This is a genomic window from Nocardia sp. NPDC005745, from assembly GCF_040630775.1.
GTDB lineage: Bacteria > Actinomycetota > Actinomycetes > Mycobacteriales > Mycobacteriaceae > Nocardia.
The window spans coordinates 1-16027 of sequence record NZ_JBEXYF010000053.1 but is presented as its reverse complement, the minus strand read 5'-3'; the positions used below and the strand labels follow the sequence as shown (position 1 = coordinate 16027).

13 protein-coding genes and 1 pseudogene are annotated in these 16027 nt (G+C 62.9%); 3 read left to right on the top strand and 11 right to left on the bottom strand.

Features of this window, described 5'->3' with window-relative positions; all coding sequences use genetic code 11:
• Nucleotides 1-18: 18 nt before the first annotated feature.
• Nucleotides 19-369 carry a DUF6463 family protein gene (locus ABZ420_RS33950; protein ID WP_357131665.1) on the top strand — a complete coding sequence of 117 codons (351 nt, stop codon included), beginning with the start codon at nt 19-21 and terminating at the stop codon, nt 367-369.
• An 89-nt stretch (nt 370-458) separates the two neighbouring features.
• Here the strand turns inward: ABZ420_RS33950 and ABZ420_RS33945 are convergent, their stop codons facing one another.
• From ABZ420_RS33945 to ABZ420_RS33935, 3 genes are all read right to left on the bottom strand, one after another.
• Nucleotides 459-791: a hypothetical protein gene (locus ABZ420_RS33945; protein WP_357131662.1), complete on the bottom strand. Its 333-nt coding sequence runs from the start codon at nt 789-791 to the stop codon at nt 459-461.
• Between the two features lie 576 nt (nt 792-1367).
• On the bottom strand, nt 1368-1979 hold the full coding sequence (locus ABZ420_RS33940; protein WP_357131660.1) for a GNAT family N-acetyltransferase: 612 nt from the start codon (nt 1977-1979) through the stop codon (nt 1368-1370).
• Nucleotides 1976-3319, bottom strand: coding sequence for a helix-turn-helix domain-containing protein (locus ABZ420_RS33935; RefSeq protein ID WP_357131657.1), 1344 nt, complete (start codon nt 3317-3319; stop codon nt 1976-1978). Before ABZ420_RS33935 ends, ABZ420_RS33940 begins: the two co-directional genes overlap by 4 nt.
• Nucleotides 3320-3508: 189 nt before the next feature.
• On the opposite strand from ABZ420_RS33935, the gene ABZ420_RS33930 reads away from it, so the two are divergent.
• Both ABZ420_RS33930 and ABZ420_RS33925 read left to right on the top strand, forming a co-directional pair.
• Complete coding sequence (locus ABZ420_RS33930; protein ID WP_357131655.1) at nt 3509-4000, top strand: DNA-directed RNA polymerase subunit beta; 492 nt, start codon at nt 3509-3511, stop codon at nt 3998-4000.
• A gap of 294 nt (nt 4001-4294) precedes the next feature.
• Nucleotides 4295-4594 carry a hypothetical protein gene (locus ABZ420_RS33925; RefSeq protein ID WP_357131652.1) on the top strand — a complete coding sequence of 100 codons (300 nt, stop codon included), beginning with the start codon at nt 4295-4297 and terminating at the stop codon, nt 4592-4594.
• Between the two features lie 107 nt (nt 4595-4701).
• Here ABZ420_RS33925 and ABZ420_RS33920 read toward each other — a convergent pair whose 3' ends face one another.
• The 8 genes and pseudogenes from ABZ420_RS33920 to ABZ420_RS33885 form a co-directional block, all read right to left on the bottom strand.
• Entirely contained in the window at nt 4702-5493 is a 792-nt protein-coding gene (locus tag ABZ420_RS33920; RefSeq protein ID WP_357131649.1) for a DUF6339 family protein, read from the bottom strand.
• Nucleotides 5494-5510: 17 nt separating this feature from the next.
• On the bottom strand, nt 5511-6407 hold the full coding sequence (locus tag ABZ420_RS33915) for a hypothetical protein (RefSeq protein WP_357131646.1): 897 nt from the start codon (nt 6405-6407) through the stop codon (nt 5511-5513).
• Nucleotides 6407-8401 (bottom strand): hypothetical protein, encoded by a 1995-nt coding sequence (locus tag ABZ420_RS33910; protein WP_357131643.1) that lies wholly within the window; start codon nt 8399-8401, stop codon nt 6407-6409. The genes ABZ420_RS33915 and ABZ420_RS33910 overlap by 1 nt, the downstream gene beginning before the upstream one ends.
• Nucleotides 8398-9414 carry a PD-(D/E)XK motif protein gene (locus ABZ420_RS33905; RefSeq protein ID WP_357131640.1) on the bottom strand — a complete coding sequence of 339 codons (1017 nt, stop codon included), beginning with the start codon at nt 9412-9414 and terminating at the stop codon, nt 8398-8400. The genes ABZ420_RS33910 and ABZ420_RS33905 overlap by 4 nt, the downstream gene beginning before the upstream one ends.
• Nucleotides 9414-11978, bottom strand: coding sequence for a Z1 domain-containing protein (locus ABZ420_RS33900; RefSeq protein ID WP_357131637.1), 2565 nt, complete (start codon nt 11976-11978; stop codon nt 9414-9416). The genes ABZ420_RS33905 and ABZ420_RS33900 overlap by 1 nt, the downstream gene beginning before the upstream one ends.
• 230 nt (nt 11979-12208) lie before the next feature.
• The gene (locus tag ABZ420_RS33895) at nt 12209-13318 is read right to left on the bottom strand and encodes a DNA cytosine methyltransferase (protein WP_357131634.1); all 1110 of its coding nucleotides are present in this window, start codon (nt 13316-13318) and stop codon (nt 12209-12211) included.
• A 44-nt stretch (nt 13319-13362) separates the two neighbouring features.
• Nucleotides 13363-14340, bottom strand: a complete 978-nt coding sequence (locus ABZ420_RS33890; protein WP_357131631.1) for a DNA cytosine methyltransferase — start codon at nt 14338-14340, stop codon at nt 13363-13365.
• A gap of 294 nt (nt 14341-14634) precedes the next feature.
• Nucleotides 14635-15918 (bottom strand): annotated as a pseudogene (locus tag ABZ420_RS33885) (cytochrome P450); the annotation flags it as partial.
• Nucleotides 15919-16027 lie beyond the last annotated feature (109 nt).

Here is a 16027-nt window from a genome sequence, read left to right as displayed (position 1 = left end):
AGGGCAATGTTTAGGAATATGGATTCAAAAACTCCGCTCCCGGTGACGGGCAGTCTGCTCGCGTTCATCGGATCGGCGCATACCGCACTCGGCGTCGTCATCTGGGCGACCGGCCGAGAGCAGACCGAACTCGCCTTCTGGTTCACCGCGTTCGGAGTCGCCGCCGTCGGCTTCGGTATCGCCGTGATCGAGACGGAGCGAACGCGCGGCTACGTTCCAGCGCCGATCCTCGCCGCGATCGCTGTGCTCACCGCCTTCGGCATCGCATTCGAGCCGGTGTCCGGGTTTCTCACCGTCCTGGTGCCGCTGGCCATCGGCGCCCGCGGATGGATACGCCATCGCCGCATCGCCGCGGTTCCGGCAGGGTAGGTCCGTCCACGCGCACCGGAGGTGAGCCGACTCTGTATCCGCCGCCGCGAGCCTGATCGAAATCGCTGTCGCGACCGGCTGCAGGTCGACTACGAGCCGACGCCGCCGATGTCGGGTCGACCTCGGCCGAGCACGCCGCGCTGAATTGTGCCGCCCGTGGTCGGCACGCCTCGGTCGTGGACTTCGGTTCCGCTCGGACGCAAGAAGGTCCCGGCGGCCAGGGCCACCGCGGCACCGACCGCCGGGTATATGAGGGCGTCGGCGTGCCGGTACCAGAAGGTGGCGTAGCGGCTGTCGCTGGTGTCGCACAGGTCATCGATCGACCGGGTATTCGTTGTCTGGTCGACACAGATCCCGACGTAGATCGGTTGCGCGGTGTCGGGGGTCGGCGTGGTCGAGGGGATCCGAGAAGTGGTCGTCATCGGTGGGGTAGTGGTGGTCACCGGCGGAGTCGTGCGAACCGGAGGCTTCGAGGTGGTGGTATAGACCGTGGTGACGATCGGGCGGGGAGCGGCGGTGCCACCAGCCCCGCACCCACTCGACACAAGCGTCATGGCCACCAGGGCGGGCAATGTGTACGAGACACGGCGCGACGCCATGACCCGCTTCTGCCGACGATCGCAGCCCGACGTGCCGCTCATGCATCCCCTCCCGGGTCCATACGAACCACTGTCACGAACCGCCCGATGCTAGCAACGCGCCAGTGCGCGCACCATCGATCCGCGGTTCGCGAAATGCCAATTGCCAGAATGTTTTCCCCCCTCGAGTCCCGGATTCGTTCCGATATCGAAGTACGCGCTAACAAGCGGGAGAACTCATCAACGGCAAAGTGCGTGACGATGCGCGCGTGCCGGAACGCTACGCAGTTGACCGAGGTCATCGCGCGGTTGCGGCCGACGTAGAGTCGCAGACTTCGCACCGTACTTCGCGAATTCCTCTGGTCGGTGTTCACCGCCACCCCGACCCATGCGGTCAGACGGCTTACTCTTTGTCGGCGATCAGTCGGTTGCGTCCCTCCGAACTCGCTCGAGACCACGCATCAGAACATCGAATCGGGGTGCCTCCGGCCAGCTCGGTCGCAAGGTGCCGACGCGGTACCACCCCCACCGGCGATAGTTGTCATACGCACGGTGATTATCCGGGCGGACCAGCAATGTCGCGCGCTGCTCGGGCCGTCCCGCGAGCAATTCGTCGTGCAGGGCCCGCGCGATCCCCCTCCCGGTGAACTGCTTGCGCACCATGATCTCGCTGAAGGCGAATGTGCGCGAACCGTTCTCGGCGGTGAACGCCACGTGGTCGCCTTCGTCGAGCCGCAGCCCATCCCACCACGCTGTCTCGGCGGTGAGCGGCCATCCCCACGCCTGCCCACAGAGTTCGCCGTCGAGACGAGCGATCACCACCTCGAACGCGCCGGAGCGAGCGGGGTGGGTGTAGGCGTCGAACCGGTGCATGAAGGCCTCAGGCGACTCGAATTCCTCACCCGACTCGATCGCGTCGACGTAGGAGTCTCGGAAGATCAGCTCGACTTCGTCGCGCAGTCCGCGAGCCTGTGCGGCGGTGTAGTGCTGAAAGTCGATGCCTTCTATCGAACCGGACTGCTCAGGACTCACGCGGTAACCACCCGTTTTTCCAGTTCGTCGAATCGGGTCGTGAACTCTTCGGATCGCCCTTCGGCGGCGGCGCGCACCGATTCGAGCCTCCGCAGTATGCGAGTAGAGGACACCGGTCCTTCCAGGTCTGCAAGGACCGATAATCCCTGATCGACCGCAGCATCGACGTCGCCGACCTTCGCCAGCGCCGCGGCCGATCCTGCACGATAACCTGCGGAATTGCGGGCTCCAGCATGTTCCAGAGCTAGTCCGGCATACAGATCAGCTGACTTTGCTTGATCGCCCAAACGTCCGTGGGCTTGTGCTTCGTGGTACCTGATTTCGGTGGCGCTGACGAAGCGCAGCCATGGCGGGCAATCATCGAGTGACTCGTGGTCCACCGCGAAGTCGAATTCTCGCCATGCGGTCGCAATAGCTTTGCGGTACGCGGCCCGGTCACCGAGTACTCCGTACGCCTGCGCCTCGCGGGTGGCGATGAGGGCATGGATACGGCTAGGCCCGTGGGCGTGGCCGCGTGCGACCTGTCGTGCGCGGCCGGCGAGATTCAGCGCGCGATGGGGGTTCGGATCCTCGTTGCGTACGCGTGAGACCGCGAGCAATGCGGCGTTCATGCACACATGCACGGTGAGCGGGTCGTCACCTGCCTGGTTCGCCAAGCTGAAAGCGTCGGCGTAGCAGCGGCGAGCGAGTGGGTACAGGTCGGAGTCGTAGGCGAGCCATCCGGCGATGGTCGCGAGATCCCCAGTGGCCCTGATGAATGCGCGGCCAGCCTCTTCGGAGAATGCGCATGTGTCAAGCAGGTGCTTCGCAGTTCCGAGGGCTTGAACGGCGGATTCGACCAGTGAAACACCGCCGATGTTTTGTTCGCGGCGTTCGAGGTAAGCGACGAACTCGTTGAGCCTCCGCGCGTCGGCGATGCCGATACGGATGGGGCCGGCGCTGGTGTCGCCGCCTGCCGCCAGAACGAAGGCCCCCGCTAGCATTCCGAATTCGCGTCGCTTCACATCAACCTCGACTTCCGCCGCGCTATGTTGGTCGCCCAGAACCAGGCTATCCCTTGCCGCTTCGGCGGGTTGGCGAGCCAGCGACATCGCAGCCTCGCGCACCTCGTCGATCTCTGCGCGGAAGCGGGCACGCTGCTCGTCGGTGAGTCTGGCGAGTTCGGTGTCCAACGCCTCCGCAGACTCGTTGCGCACCGGTCTTCCCGGTGTCGCGCGCTCCCATTTGCGAATTGTCGCGACCTGGAAACCGATTCGTTCTGCAAACTGTTCCTGCGTCAGCCGGAGGGCTGCCAGGCGGAGCGCCTTGACCTCTACCTTCGTCCATCTGTTGACAATCATCCGCACCCCCTGATCGACCCTGCAATGCATGGCGGCGCAAGCGTATTACTTCTATGTGAGTCCTGTGTCTGGGATCGCATGCCGGGCCCCGCGAAGCTGGATGAGGCCCCGCCGCCGGGTTGAGATCGAATCTTCACAGAGTCCCCGGCGGCGGGCGCCCACCACGTTGATCAGGCGGAGGGGACCCAAATGAGTTCATCGAACGACACAGGGGACACGCCGTTGTCGGTGTGCCACTTCTATCGCAAGGTCTGTGATCTGCCCGCTGTGGTCGACCCGCCGCATATGGGACGGATCGTGATCCGCACCGGTGTCGTGTGCGGGTTGATGATGCCTGCCTTCATCGGTTCCGAGGTGAAAGCGCGAATGGGGAGTCTGGGGCAGGAGGCGGGGCCGATTCTGACGCACCCGCGCTCGCAACGCTGGACATTCCTAACGCGTGCCGACTTCCCGGATGACATCGGGTTGTACGCGGAGATGTCGCGGGTACAGGTTTCCATCATCCGCTGCGGAGGGTTCATCGCCTTGCCCGGTCCAGGGCAGCGACCAGGTCTGTTCCGCGCGTGGGTGCAGCCGCCACGCGACTCGTTCCGGCCATCCGGCCGCGTCGTGATCGATGCGATTCGGGGATGCGTCGTGCAGCACACGAGCAAGCGGAGGGGACTGGTGAACTATGTCTGATGGCGCGCACGGCTGCGGTCCGGAATGCGAGCCGTGGATCACCGCAACGCACTGCGGCCTGATGAAATTCGATCATGTGACCGGTGAACTGCTGGCGGTCCGCTGCCCATCGAAGTTCTGCTGTGATCTCGTTGTGCCGCTCGTAGCAGGCCGAATCGCGCCACATGCCACTCCAGCCGGATCGGCTCGCGGTCGCTGCCCATGGATCGGCATCCGGGTGATCGATGACCGCCCCTCGTCCTGTGGAGAACTCGCCGAGCTTCTGGGCACCCTCGATGACCGGCGGTCCGGATCATGAACTACGACGCACGGGCCGAGGCGGAAATCGACGTCCTCACGGACGTGCTGACCGCACTCGACACAACTACCGGTACCGCGCACCCCAAAATAGGCGACGCCGACCGTGTGCGCCTTTTTGCCGTGGTGCTGTACGAGCTGATCGTCAGTGCGCGCAGCGTCGCCGGCCCTGATGCGGGCCGGTTATACGCCGCACCGATCCTTGATCCGATAATCGAAGGTGTCACGATCGCGGACGAGATATCACCGTTGGACCTGCTGATACCGGCACTCCTCATCCACCGGGCCCCGCCTTGAGGCAGCGGTGGCGCTGGGCCTGCAGTGGAGGTCCAGCACAAACTGCGGTGCGCTGCTGTCGGTGTGACCGCATCGGTGAAAGGGCGTGAGAGAATGAGGGTTCATCTCTACTCACCGAATACACGCTCTGCGCGGCTACCGGCTTCCTCGACCGACATCCGGCCGCCTGCGGACAGTACACCGATCACGGTTTCCTTCGCGATCTCTACGAGTTCCTCGTCCAACGCTGCTTCGTCCAGTGCCTCGAAGACGACGAACGGTGCCAAGCGCAGCAGTCGCTTGAGAAAGTCCCGCAATATTTCTCGCTCTGTCATACCTCGGAGATCCATGCGTCGCCACACTCGCAGGATCGACTTGATCAAGTGTGGACTGCCACCCAAGGCCGCGCGCCGCGCGTAGATCTGATCGAAAGCCGCTTCACCTAGGACATGCAGTGCCGCATACGGGTCGGAATCGGCCGGAGAATACACCAGATGCGCTCGCCACCACATCCGGCCGAAGACATGACGAGTGAGATCGGAACCGACGACGCGGTCGGCCGGCGGTTTCGGGTAGCGCCAGTGAGCGACGTCGGGGAGAACGATCAAGGCGAAAAAGGCCCAGACGTCGCCAGCGGCAGCTTCCGCCGGGGCGATGCGCATCTCCTTGTGCAACGCAACGGCGAGGTTGAGGTCGAAGGAAACCTTCTGGCGCGCATCAGGTGGCTCCGGAAAGCCGGACTCCTTGGCCAGGTCGATGACCACGTCGCGAAGGAACTGCAATTTGTCACGGTCGACACGGGTACCGCCGGTCGCGACGAACACCGCGGATTCGTCAGCGATGGCCCAACGGTTGTGCAGGTCGAGCGGGCTGAGCTCCTTGTATTCGGCCGCCAGTAGTTTCGCCCGGTGGCGCAGCAACCGAGGGTACAGAAGTGTCACGCGACCCCCTCGAAGATTTTCACGGCCGCCTGCAGTTCGGACGCGAACAGGTTCGGGGATTCCTGTGCTGCCAGTCGGATATCCGTGATGGACCGGCCCGGGAAGAGTCGGCCGAACAGTTCCTGCAGTGTGGCACCCAAGGTTTCATCGACGTAGTGCGAGTCGTCATCGAACTCGCTCAGGCGTAGGGCGTGGTCCACCATAGTGCGGGCTACGTCGGCGTAGAGCGCCGAGAGTGCGATCCTGTCTTCTATACGCGGACTGCTTGCGCGTTGGAGGGCTTCGGTGACGACGGTCTTCTTCTCATTGACGAGCAGGAGGAGAGAGCCCATCGTCGCCGCATCGAGGTTCGTGCCGATCTCCAGGTGCCACGCCGCGTCACCGGGATAGTCGGTTCGGTCGAAATCGACTATGGCAATCGGGAATTGCGGAGCGTCACCTTGTAGGCGAATCTGCCTTCGATCACTCCACAGGACCGAGCCACCACGGCGGGGTGCTACTGGACGACCACTGCCGTGTCGGCGCCGCGCGAGTACCAGGGCGGTGTCCAACAGCACGACACCACCGAGATCCGCACCCGGAAGATCGGCGCGCAATTCGACTTCGCCGCTGCCGGGAACCACCGCGCGCATCACTGTTCCCCTGAGTTTCGATCCCGTCGATGTCCAGATCGCGGCCAGAGTGAGTTCGGTACCCGGGTCCAGTGTCGATTCCGCAAGGGCGCGGCGCAGATCGACCTTGATAGTGCGGTGCAGACTCAGTGTCGTCTGATAGTCCCAATGGGGGTAGGACTCCGGCAGCGGCATTTCGTTGCCGTCGACCGACAACAGCCACTCACCTGCCTTTATGGCGGCCGGCGACGGCTTCTTGTAGGGAAGAACGCGATGGGCCATCAGCCGACCGCCTCGGTGTAGAGCACGATATCGGTCATGGTGTCGGAGGCAGGCTTCACCACGGCCTTCCAGATCTGGCCGTCGCCACCTTCGATGACATACGACGGTACCTGGTGGATCTCGCCGTGCGGATCCTGCCAACCGACGAGGCCAGGCATATCGGCACCGGCGGGGGGATCCATCTCTAGGCCGCCGTCACTGTTCAGGGCAACGGCCAGATCGACGGTGACTCGTTGCGGAATGCCGACCGGCACACGGAAGCGCTGCACCACCACGGCATTCCCCCACAACTCCTCTGGCTCCGGATCCCCGATGTATTCGATCTTCGGTCGTCGCCGTCGCTGTTTGACCGACTTCACGACCTCGGCATACGGATCGGTGTCGGTCGAGTTCGTATCCTGCCCACACTCGAGTGATCCAGGAAGCTCGTGCCCCGCTATGCCCGCAGTGTCGGGAACTTCCACCTCTTCTATTTCATCGACCTCTTGTCGTCGACCACTCGGGCGACGTGCGGGTGTCGCCCGAGCGGGCGGTGCTGTGTCGCCTGGCTTACCGTAGTCTGTGGCCGCACCGATACCCCACGCGCCGCCCACGAGAGGCGAAAGGCGTTCGCTGGCTGCCCCGAGCGACACTTGTGCAACCTCGACCCCACTGCTGCCACGCGGGCCGAACATCTGCTCGATGGCCTCCTTCATGCGTACGAAGGTCATCTTGACGAAAGAGTAGTCAGGATAGTCCAGCGACTGGTAGTTCCAATTGTCGTGGGTCGGCGGCTCGGCCGCCGCATAGGCTTCGTCCATCGCAGTATCGGCTCGGAAGACACCTGCATACGCGGAGTACTCGCTCGCGGGCTTTGGTCCGGGCCAATACGTCACCACAAGTTCGGCCGGGCGCATCAGGCAGACATGATGCACCATTCCATGTTCGAACCCGGCCATCCGCTCGGCGTCGGTAGGCTCGAACCGCTGCGCCATCGACTGGTGCACGGCAAACCGCCCGAGTAGCTTCTTCGGCCTGCGGCAGAGCAGTTCTTGTGCCTCGCTGCCCGCCATTTTACGGTAGGCAGAGACGAACAAGCGCAGAGACTTCATCTCGGCGGGTTGCGGCACCTTGTATTCGATACCGTCGCAGGTTACGGAGAATCGCATCGGAACAACGCCATTGACATCGGGCATCATCTTCGGCCACAACTGGCATGTGATGGTCTCGGCGAGATATCGGGCTACAGCGGCAGGCTCTGCCCCTTCCAAATCGGGGTCGAGGATGACGATCGTCGTCCCTGTTTCGGTGTCTTCGAACGGTCGCAGTCCGAGCTTCCGCGCCATCGCATCGGCCTCGGCGCCGACGAGCGGCTCGATTACTTCCCCGGAAGTGTCTCCCCACCAGTGCCTGCCGGTATAGCGGCGATCGCGGTCGGACTCTCTCGCGTCATAGCTCTTCCACAGCGCCGCTCCCATCAATCGGGTCTCGTAGCGCCCCTCGTACTGGCATCGGGTGTGCACCAGAATTGTTCCCGGTCTCGAGACGAGATAGAGAATGCCTTTGCCGAAACCGTAGGTGCCTCCGCCCAACGCTTGGTCACGGGGTTCACCGATATTGCGAAGGAAAGCAACGAAGTCGCGGCGATTCTCGGTGACCGCATCGGCACGGGTCGGTCCGCCCAGCCCCCGCGTGCCCCGATCCGAGATCGACAACACCCGGAGAGTGGGCTGCACCAATGAGTCGCGGAGCGGAAGGACCTGCTTGGCAGGAGCCCGACGCAGCAGGTTGTCCCTCCATGCCGGTGCGTCGGCGGCGCTGACTGTCTGCAGATCGATGCGGTAGTCCACCGAAACGCCGTCACTGCTACGAGCATCCCAGCTGTTCTGCGCCGATTCGCGGACCAGGATGGTCAAATGATCGAGTTCGGGCTTGCCGAGTTGATTTCTTATTCCCTCCGCAGCGCTGGCGCCTTCCGGAGGAAAGGGCTGGGAAACCCAAGCAGGCACAGTCACACATGCTCCTCGATCATCATCCGGATATGTCGCTCCACTTGGCTGTCCTCCATCGGGCCTGGCGTGTCCCCCGACAGGTCGATTGTGTAGTCGACATCACGCACGTTCGAGGAGATCGCGGCCGCTGCCAGGTCGACGGTGGTCAGTCGCGGAAACGCGACATCGACGTTGTACCAGCGTTGTTCGTCGACTGCGTACCGGGCGTGGCGGTAATGGTCGTCGTCGGCTTTGCGGTAGCCGATCGATGCCAGCTTGTTGAGGACGGCCGTCTCGTCGTCGGAAAGTTCGAGTACGCGATCGATCAGGTCGAGGAAGCCGATGCCCTCACGCACGGTCGGTTCTAGCCGAAGCCAGACCAGCCCCAATACACCGTTGATCGGCGGCTCCAACTGATCGAGGCCGTGGATGCGAATCCGGCGACCGTTAGGACTTGTCGAGGTTTTCACCTCGAGAGCTCCCGCGTCGGTCGCGAAATCATGACGATAGCCTGACGGCCCTCGCCACAACAGGTGAGCACTGCTGTCCTGCTCGAGTAGCCGCGCCAACACGATCAGTTCACCGAACAGTCCGGCTCGTTGCTCCGGGCTCAGCGGCGGACCCGGATTTTGAAACAGCGACTTCCACCGATCGAGTACTCGGTTGAGAACCTTCAGCGGATTTTCGGGGGCCGCCTCGGTTGCGATGAGGACATCAGCGCACAAGGTCGTGAAGATATCGCTGAGATCGGATCGAAGACAGGCGAGATCGGCGTAGTCGTGCCTGGTCCTGTCGTCATCGAGGGTCCGCTTGTTCAACATCAGGACCGGACCGTTGAGCCCCTTGCGTACATTCTGATGCGCGCCGACCGGCACCAATAGGTGCCGATTCCGCCCGCTGTCGATCGCGGCTGCCAGCGATCCATTCGGTGTAGGCACGGGTAGCTCGGAGACGGCAACGACCGACGACATCGACGGTGGACGATGTTCGAGGCGTCGCCAATGATCGTCAAGAACATCCCTGATCTCTGTTGACATCAGACGTCCTCTGCTTCGAGGGCGCTGAAGTCCTCCTCCTCTATCTCGACGCCGGACAGGTCTGCCGAGATGTAGTTGGCTTCCCATGCGACGGTGCTGTCGTCGTCCTTGGGCTTTGGGAACACCAGGCCTACGCCGATGACATGCTCCGGTGCGTTCAGCGGTTGACGCTTGTCTTTCGAAGGCTCTGGCTCCGAAACCTTGTCGATCGGGTACAGCACCAACAGTCCGGCGTCGGCTTGTTGTGCAGCACGAGCCGTCTGAATATCTCCCTCGGTCGTGCTGGTCGTGATGCCCTCGAGGTCCAAACCTGCGTCACGACGGCTCATAAGCGTCTTGATGTCGGAATAATCTGATCCAGAAGAAAACTGCGATCGAACGATTGTTCCGACGCGAATCCCCGGCGCGAAGTCGAACTGCTCCGGACTGTTATCGGCTGGTTTCCCGACCACCGCGACGTTCCAACGCCGCAGTGTCCCGGCGTTTCGGATTCGCTTCTCGATGTATCCCGCCATCAGTTTCGCATCGCACTCCTGCGACCGCTCGTGAAACTGGTAGCTTCGCAGAAACTCCAGTACGGCATCACTAAGGACATCTCGAACGAGGAAGCGTCCATCTGTAGGACTTCCCTCGACACTACCGATCCGGACAGCCTCGTTCACGAGCTTGCGTGCTGCCGACTGATTCTGCCGCAGCCACTCGGATTCCAGCCGGAAATATCTGGTTTGGACGCGTTGTCCACCATAGGACGACGACGCCGACACCGCATCCTTCATTTTTGCGGCTGCCGTCACGCGCAGCGCGGGGTGTGTCCGAAGGCGTACCGCGAAGTTCATCGGTGTCTTACCTTCGGTCATATAGACATCGATGTCGCGCCGCATCTCGGTCTCGACCGTCGCCAGGTGGCGGAACCAGTCCTCGAGTTCCTTGGTCATCCAGATGCGCGGCAGGTCCGCGTAGCCCTTGCGATAGCCGAACCAGCGGCCCATCTGCAGCAACGTGTCATACGTAGAGACCGAACGCACGAAGTAACTGACGGACAGACCTTCGAGCGTCAGACCGCGCGACAGTGTGTTGCCACCCACCGCGATCGCGACGACAGGGCCATTCTCGTAGTCGAGGCGGTCGGTGCTTTCCGAATTGTCCATCACCACACGGCAATCACGCAGTACACCGGGCAGTTCTGCCTCGAGTTCCTGGAAGGAGACGAACTCCTCATGGAAATCGGCAGCAGGCACGCGAGAGGTCTCCTCGTCCCAGAGCGCACGCAACTCGCTTCGTAGCGCGATATCCCCCAGGTTGCGTCCGACCTTGGCTCGTAAAGACAGCAGAGGGTCCCGGAAACTGTTGTGCACGGCGGTGCGAACGCTGGTGTGGATAAGCATCGTGCAGTGCGGATTTCCCCCGCCGCGCACGCGCCGCGCAGCAGTCGTCAGCCAGAAATACAGCACCGCCCGACGCAGGGTGTCCGTAATAGTCGGGTAGAAGCCTTCGGCGTCCGCCCTTGTCTTCGGTCGAACGAGTTCTACATCGTCGTCGGGCACAGTGCGGATCATGTCGTAACCGTCGTCGACGTCATTGGGATCTTCGCCATCCAACGCGTACCGGCCGAACAGCACCTCTGTACCGAAATGACCTTGCGGCTGAGGAAGATTCACGATGAAGTGTTCTGGATACAGATCCTCAGCGGCAGGATTGATCAGCAAGTTGGCGAACGGGGACGCCGTGTAGCCGACATAGGCCGACTTCGGCAGTGTGTTGAGGATCTGGCGGATCAACGGGTTGATCGACTTCGTCGCGACAGTCGCTTGGTCGGCCTCGTCATCGATGATCAGCGCCGGGCAATCTGCCAGATACTCCGAAGCGTCCCCGAGCCACTTCACCAGTTTGCGCAGCACGGTGGCGTTCTTCTTGACGACACAAAGGACGTGGGTCTTATTCGACTTGCCGAAGAAGCTGGCAGGGTTCGCGGTCGGTCGGAAATCATGATCCAGGTCGGTGATCTGGGACCACAGAGTGGGATTCGGCTCTACGAGCTGCTGAACCAAGCGGGCTTGGGTCTGTCTGCGGAGGCCGTTGTGAATTCCCGCGAGCACGATGAACAGCTTGTAGCCGCGGTCGGCCGCCTTGGCCATCACGGCCGTGAAGTTGGTGGTTTTGCCGGACTGCACGTAACCGACGACCAGACCACGCGTCGAGAAGGAGCTCTGCCTCGGATGCTGTAGGAGTGAGACGACTCGCGTCGAGGATCCGTCCAAGCTATCGATGGACGTCTGCGGCCAGCCATCCTTGGCCAGCCCGGCGCTGATGGACGGCCACAGCTTGTCATCGGGGTGAGGCCCGGCGTACCAGGTCTCGTAGTTGTCGATCACGACAGACGGTGGCTCACGCATCTCTTTGATGCGCACGACTTCTCGCTCGTGACGGTCCACGATCCGCTTGATGACGTCATCGGGCGTGGAGAACAGTCGGAGCTTCTTGATCGCCTCGGCCGGCGTGTACGTATCGAGCAACAACCTGAATACATCGAACAGTTCGTCTTGCTCGTCAATCACATCGCTCACCGGCATCTCCCACTGCGTGCTACCCCTACATCGACGATGGGAGGTTTGGCTCCCCCGCGTTGCGGGTAACAGTATCGGCTTGTTCCGATGATTTTTGGCTAAGCGGACGAAGTGTTACCCCGCTGATGTCAGGTATCGGCCGCCGACGCAGGTTCGCTACAGGGCCCGGTGGACCCGAGGGGTTCGACGCAGAAGGTGCGGCGTCGAGGCCTGGTTCAGCTACGAGACGGTCAGACGAACAGCTGGCCGATGCGCGCGAAGTGGTCAAGGGGGGCTGAGTCACGCGTGTCGATCCATGGACGATCGACAACCTTTCGCGCATCCTCATGACTCACTTGCTTTCCGAGGGCAGCCGACAGCACGTGCAGAGCCAGTACGGGCGGAATCGCGTTGCCGATCTGCTGGGCGATGTCGTTGCCCGACCACGGATAGTCGAGCGGGAATGTCTGGAGTCGGCCCGCCTCCGCCAAGCTGAACCGTGGACTTTCGATCCCTGCGCCGTCGACGATCTTATTTCGCGACACTTTGCCGGTGATAGTCGCCGACGGTTCTCGAGAACCGCGACGTCCTCGTAGTTTGGGATCGCCACCGGTGCCGTAGTTCGAGATGACGTGGAAGTCGTAGCCGCGACTCAGCGCGCTGCCCATCGTCTCCCAGGGAAGGAGATCGGAATCACCCGCGGCGCGTTCGACGCCCTTGCGGTAAGGGCGGTGCGTTGGTGTCGGGAGTTCGCGCGCACCATCGAGGCTAGCGATCAGGATCGCACGGCGACGAGTTTGCGGGACGCCGAACTGTTCGGTACGCAGGATGCCGCAGCGGACGTGATACCCGATCTCCTCTAGGACGGTGCGTATCTTTTGCCAGATAGGCAGAACTGCTGGAACCTGCTCCAGCACAATCACCTTGAAGGGGCCGTCGCGTCGGTGTGCGGCCAACGCCCATCGCAGGGGCTCCAGAACGAGACCGGTTCGCTCGTCCTTCAGCGTCGCAAGATCTGCAGAGACGTCCTCGCCCTGACCCATCCGGTCGACGTACCGCAGAACCTCATCGAGCGCCCTGCGGCCGGCTCCCGAACCAGCGACGGTAAAAGTCTGACAGGGTGGCCCACCGGCTAGTATCCACGCGCTCGGTGCTTTCCCAGGTCCGAAATCACGTACATCGTGCGGGCGATCGTTCAGGCCGGCAGCCGACCTTGTCGCGCATGCGTTCCGGTCCCACTCGAATCCATAAACGCTCAGGCCCAACCACCGCGCGGCCACATCGAGTCCACCCGGGCCGGCGAACAGGTCGATCATGTCGACTTGGCGCGGTCGCGGTTGCTCTTGTGGATCGGAGGGCATGACTCGCGATCTTAGCGGCGTGACACCGCGCCGCCGAAGCGCGTTCAACAGCCGGTCAACGCTGCCCGCAGGGCAAGGCCGACCGCGCACGCGGCGGGTGGCGGGGTCGCATTTCCTACCTGGCGATATCGCGCGGTTTTGCGGCCTTCGATACGCCAGTGCGCAGGAAACCCCTGCAACACGGCGACCTGTTCGACGGTGAGTTTCACCATGTGTTCCGGCCCGAGAGCGGGGTTCCACACGAAGTCGACGGCTGGTAGCTCGTCGTTGATCGACCGAGCGTTGACGCCGATTCTCGCCCAAGCTTTGACAGAACCCTTCGGCCCGAGGTCCCCACCGCCGCGGTCCCATGAACCACCGACGATCGTGGGCGCGATCTCGTTCGCCTGTGCCGCCCACTCGTCGGCCTGAGGCCAGCCGCGTGCACCCATGGAAGGCCGCAATACCGTGCCGACTGTCAGGGTCAGGCTGGGCGGCAGAGCAGTCAAGTTCGTCTCGAAGCGTGTGATATCGCCGCCGCGCAAGGCGACCAGGATGCCCAGGAGTCGATGCTGCGGTACCCCGAAGTCGCGCGCATCGATCACCAGCCATCGGTACTCGTAACCAGCACTATCGAGGTACTTCTCGACCCGGGACCGGCTGTCACCGTACTCGGGTCGAGTGACCATGTCGGGCACGTTCTCGATCAGCAAGGCACGGGGTCGCAGTTCCGACGCCAACCGGCCTGTGGTCTCGAGCAACTCCAACTCCCAGCCGCTGCCACGCTGTCTCGATGCCGTTGCCGCAGACTTCACTCTCGGGAGGCCTGCGGCTAACAGATCGATATCGATCGACTGTGGTAGATCCCACCGCGGTTCGAACTTCAGTAGGTCTGTGTTGAGCACTTTCCAGTGAGGCCGATTCGTCCGTAGCGTCGCGCACGCGACGTCACGATTGTCGAGGAGCAGGATGGGATCGAATCCCGCCTGCTCAAGACCGAGAGCGAGTCCACCGGCACCTGCGCAGAGTTCCACAGAACGCATTCGCCGACCTGTCGGCACTACTCGCCGGTCAGTGTGTTCTGGGCTGGACAAATTCCTACCTCCCCACCTGGTAGACGTTATATTCATGATAGTGCGCGGCTTTTCGCGTATGGCGCTGCTTATCCAATGGTCGCCTTCCGCTGATTGGGCGGACGACCCAGGTGTCCAACCGGCGGCGCGGTCAGGGTGTGTGCGGCACTGCCGACCATCGCTTCGTGATGTGGTTGGGAGTGGACCTCGCCGCCGTGGCTCGGTAGCGATGAGGATGGAATCTCCGCAACGATAGGTTGGTGGTCAGGCTGACGGTGCGTTCTGCGCCGAGCCGCGCAGCCGCACCGTCACCGGTAGGTGGTTCACCTCCAGTGTGGCCCGCGCGACCTCGTGCACCCTAGCTCCCGGAGCCAGCTCCAAACGCGCCCGTGCGACGACCGTAGCCAGGATCGTGACCGCTTCGTACCACGCGAATGGCTCGCCGATGCAGTTTCGGTTGCCGATGCCGAATGGCTGATATATCCCGGATCGGGTTACGGTCTTGCGGTATTCCGGCGTCCATCGGTCCGGGTCGAACCGTGCCGGATCGGCGAAGTGCTTCGGGTTGTTGTGCAGTGTGTACGGCGAGTAGAAGAGCGTGGTGCCCGGGGGTAGCGTGACTCCGGCGAGGTCGATCTCCTCGATCGTCTCGCGCGTACCGAGCCAGGTGGGAGCGTACCGGCGCAGTGTTTCCGCCATCACTCGCTCGGTGTACTCGAGACGCTGGATGTTGTCGGCGGTGACCGGGCCGCCGCGTAACACCTCGGCGACTTCCTGCTCGACGCGCTCCCGCACATCCGCGCGCCGCGCCAGCTCGTAGAAGGCGAAAGCCAGGCTGTTGGCTGTGGTTGCGAACCCTGCGGCATAGAGCGTCATCACCTCGTCGTGGAGTTCGCGGTCGGTGAGGCCGGTGCCGTCGTCGAAGCGCGCCGCGAGCAGCATAGACACCAGGTCGCCGTAATCGGTGTCGCTCGACCGGTATTCGGCGATGATGCGGTCGACCGCGTCGGAGAGCCTGCGCACCGCGGCGTCGAACGTGCGGTTGCGCAGCGGTATGTGCGCCAGCCAAGGCATCATGGTGCGTTTCGGTAGCTCGTCGACGATGATCGGGAACGAACGCAGCGACTCGGCGACGACCTCTGCACCGAGTTCACTGGCGAACAACGCCTTTGCGACGATTCGCATGGCCAGCACCCGCAACCGGTCGTCGAGTTCCAATCGGGCGCCGTCACTCCAGCTGTCGACCATGGCATCGGCTTCCTGCTGCATGATTCGCACGTAGCCGGCGATCTTCTCGTAATGAAAAGCCGGTGCCATCAGGCGGCGGTGCCGCAGATGCTTGGGCTCGGCCGACACCGACAGACCATCGCCCAGCAGCACCCGCATGGCTTCGAAGAACGCACCCTTCTCGACGCTGTGCGCCGCCTTGCCGCGCAGTACCGAATCGATCAGCTCCGGGGCGGTCACCAGGTATGCGTCTCTGCTGCCCAATCGGATTCGCGCCAACGGTTCCGGCGTCCGGTGCAGTTCGGCGAAGAACTCCAATGGCCTGCGTTGAAGGGCTAGGGCCTGTGTCGAAGTGGGGGCGGGTTCGGTGGCCCGCCTTCACCCGTTTCGGAGCCATTGGTTGATTGCGGCGATGTGGATGGTGGCCAGG

Coding starts and splice junctions, on each gene's coding strand:
- ABZ420_RS33935 (WP_357131657.1), bottom strand. CDS start 3,319: ATGATTGTCAACAGATGGACGAAGGTAGAGGTCAAGGCGCTCCGCCTG.
- ABZ420_RS33915 (WP_357131646.1), bottom strand. CDS start 6,407: ATGGCCCATCGCGTTCTTCCCTACAAGAAGCCGTCGCCGGCCGCCATA.
- ABZ420_RS33950 (WP_357131665.1), top strand. CDS start 19: ATGGATTCAAAAACTCCGCTCCCGGTGACGGGCAGTCTGCTCGCGTTC.
- ABZ420_RS33890 (WP_357131631.1), bottom strand. CDS start 14,340: ATGCGTTCTGTGGAACTCTGCGCAGGTGCCGGTGGACTCGCTCTCGGT.
- ABZ420_RS33895 (WP_357131634.1), bottom strand. CDS start 13,318: ATGCCCTCCGATCCACAAGAGCAACCGCGACCGCGCCAAGTCGACATG.
- ABZ420_RS33930 (WP_357131655.1), top strand. CDS start 3,509: ATGAGTTCATCGAACGACACAGGGGACACGCCGTTGTCGGTGTGCCAC.
- ABZ420_RS33905 (WP_357131640.1), bottom strand. CDS start 9,414: ATGTCAACAGAGATCAGGGATGTTCTTGACGATCATTGGCGACGCCTC.
- ABZ420_RS33945 (WP_357131662.1), bottom strand. CDS start 791: ATGACGACCACTTCTCGGATCCCCTCGACCACGCCGACCCCCGACACC.
- ABZ420_RS33925 (WP_357131652.1), top strand. CDS start 4,295: ATGAACTACGACGCACGGGCCGAGGCGGAAATCGACGTCCTCACGGAC.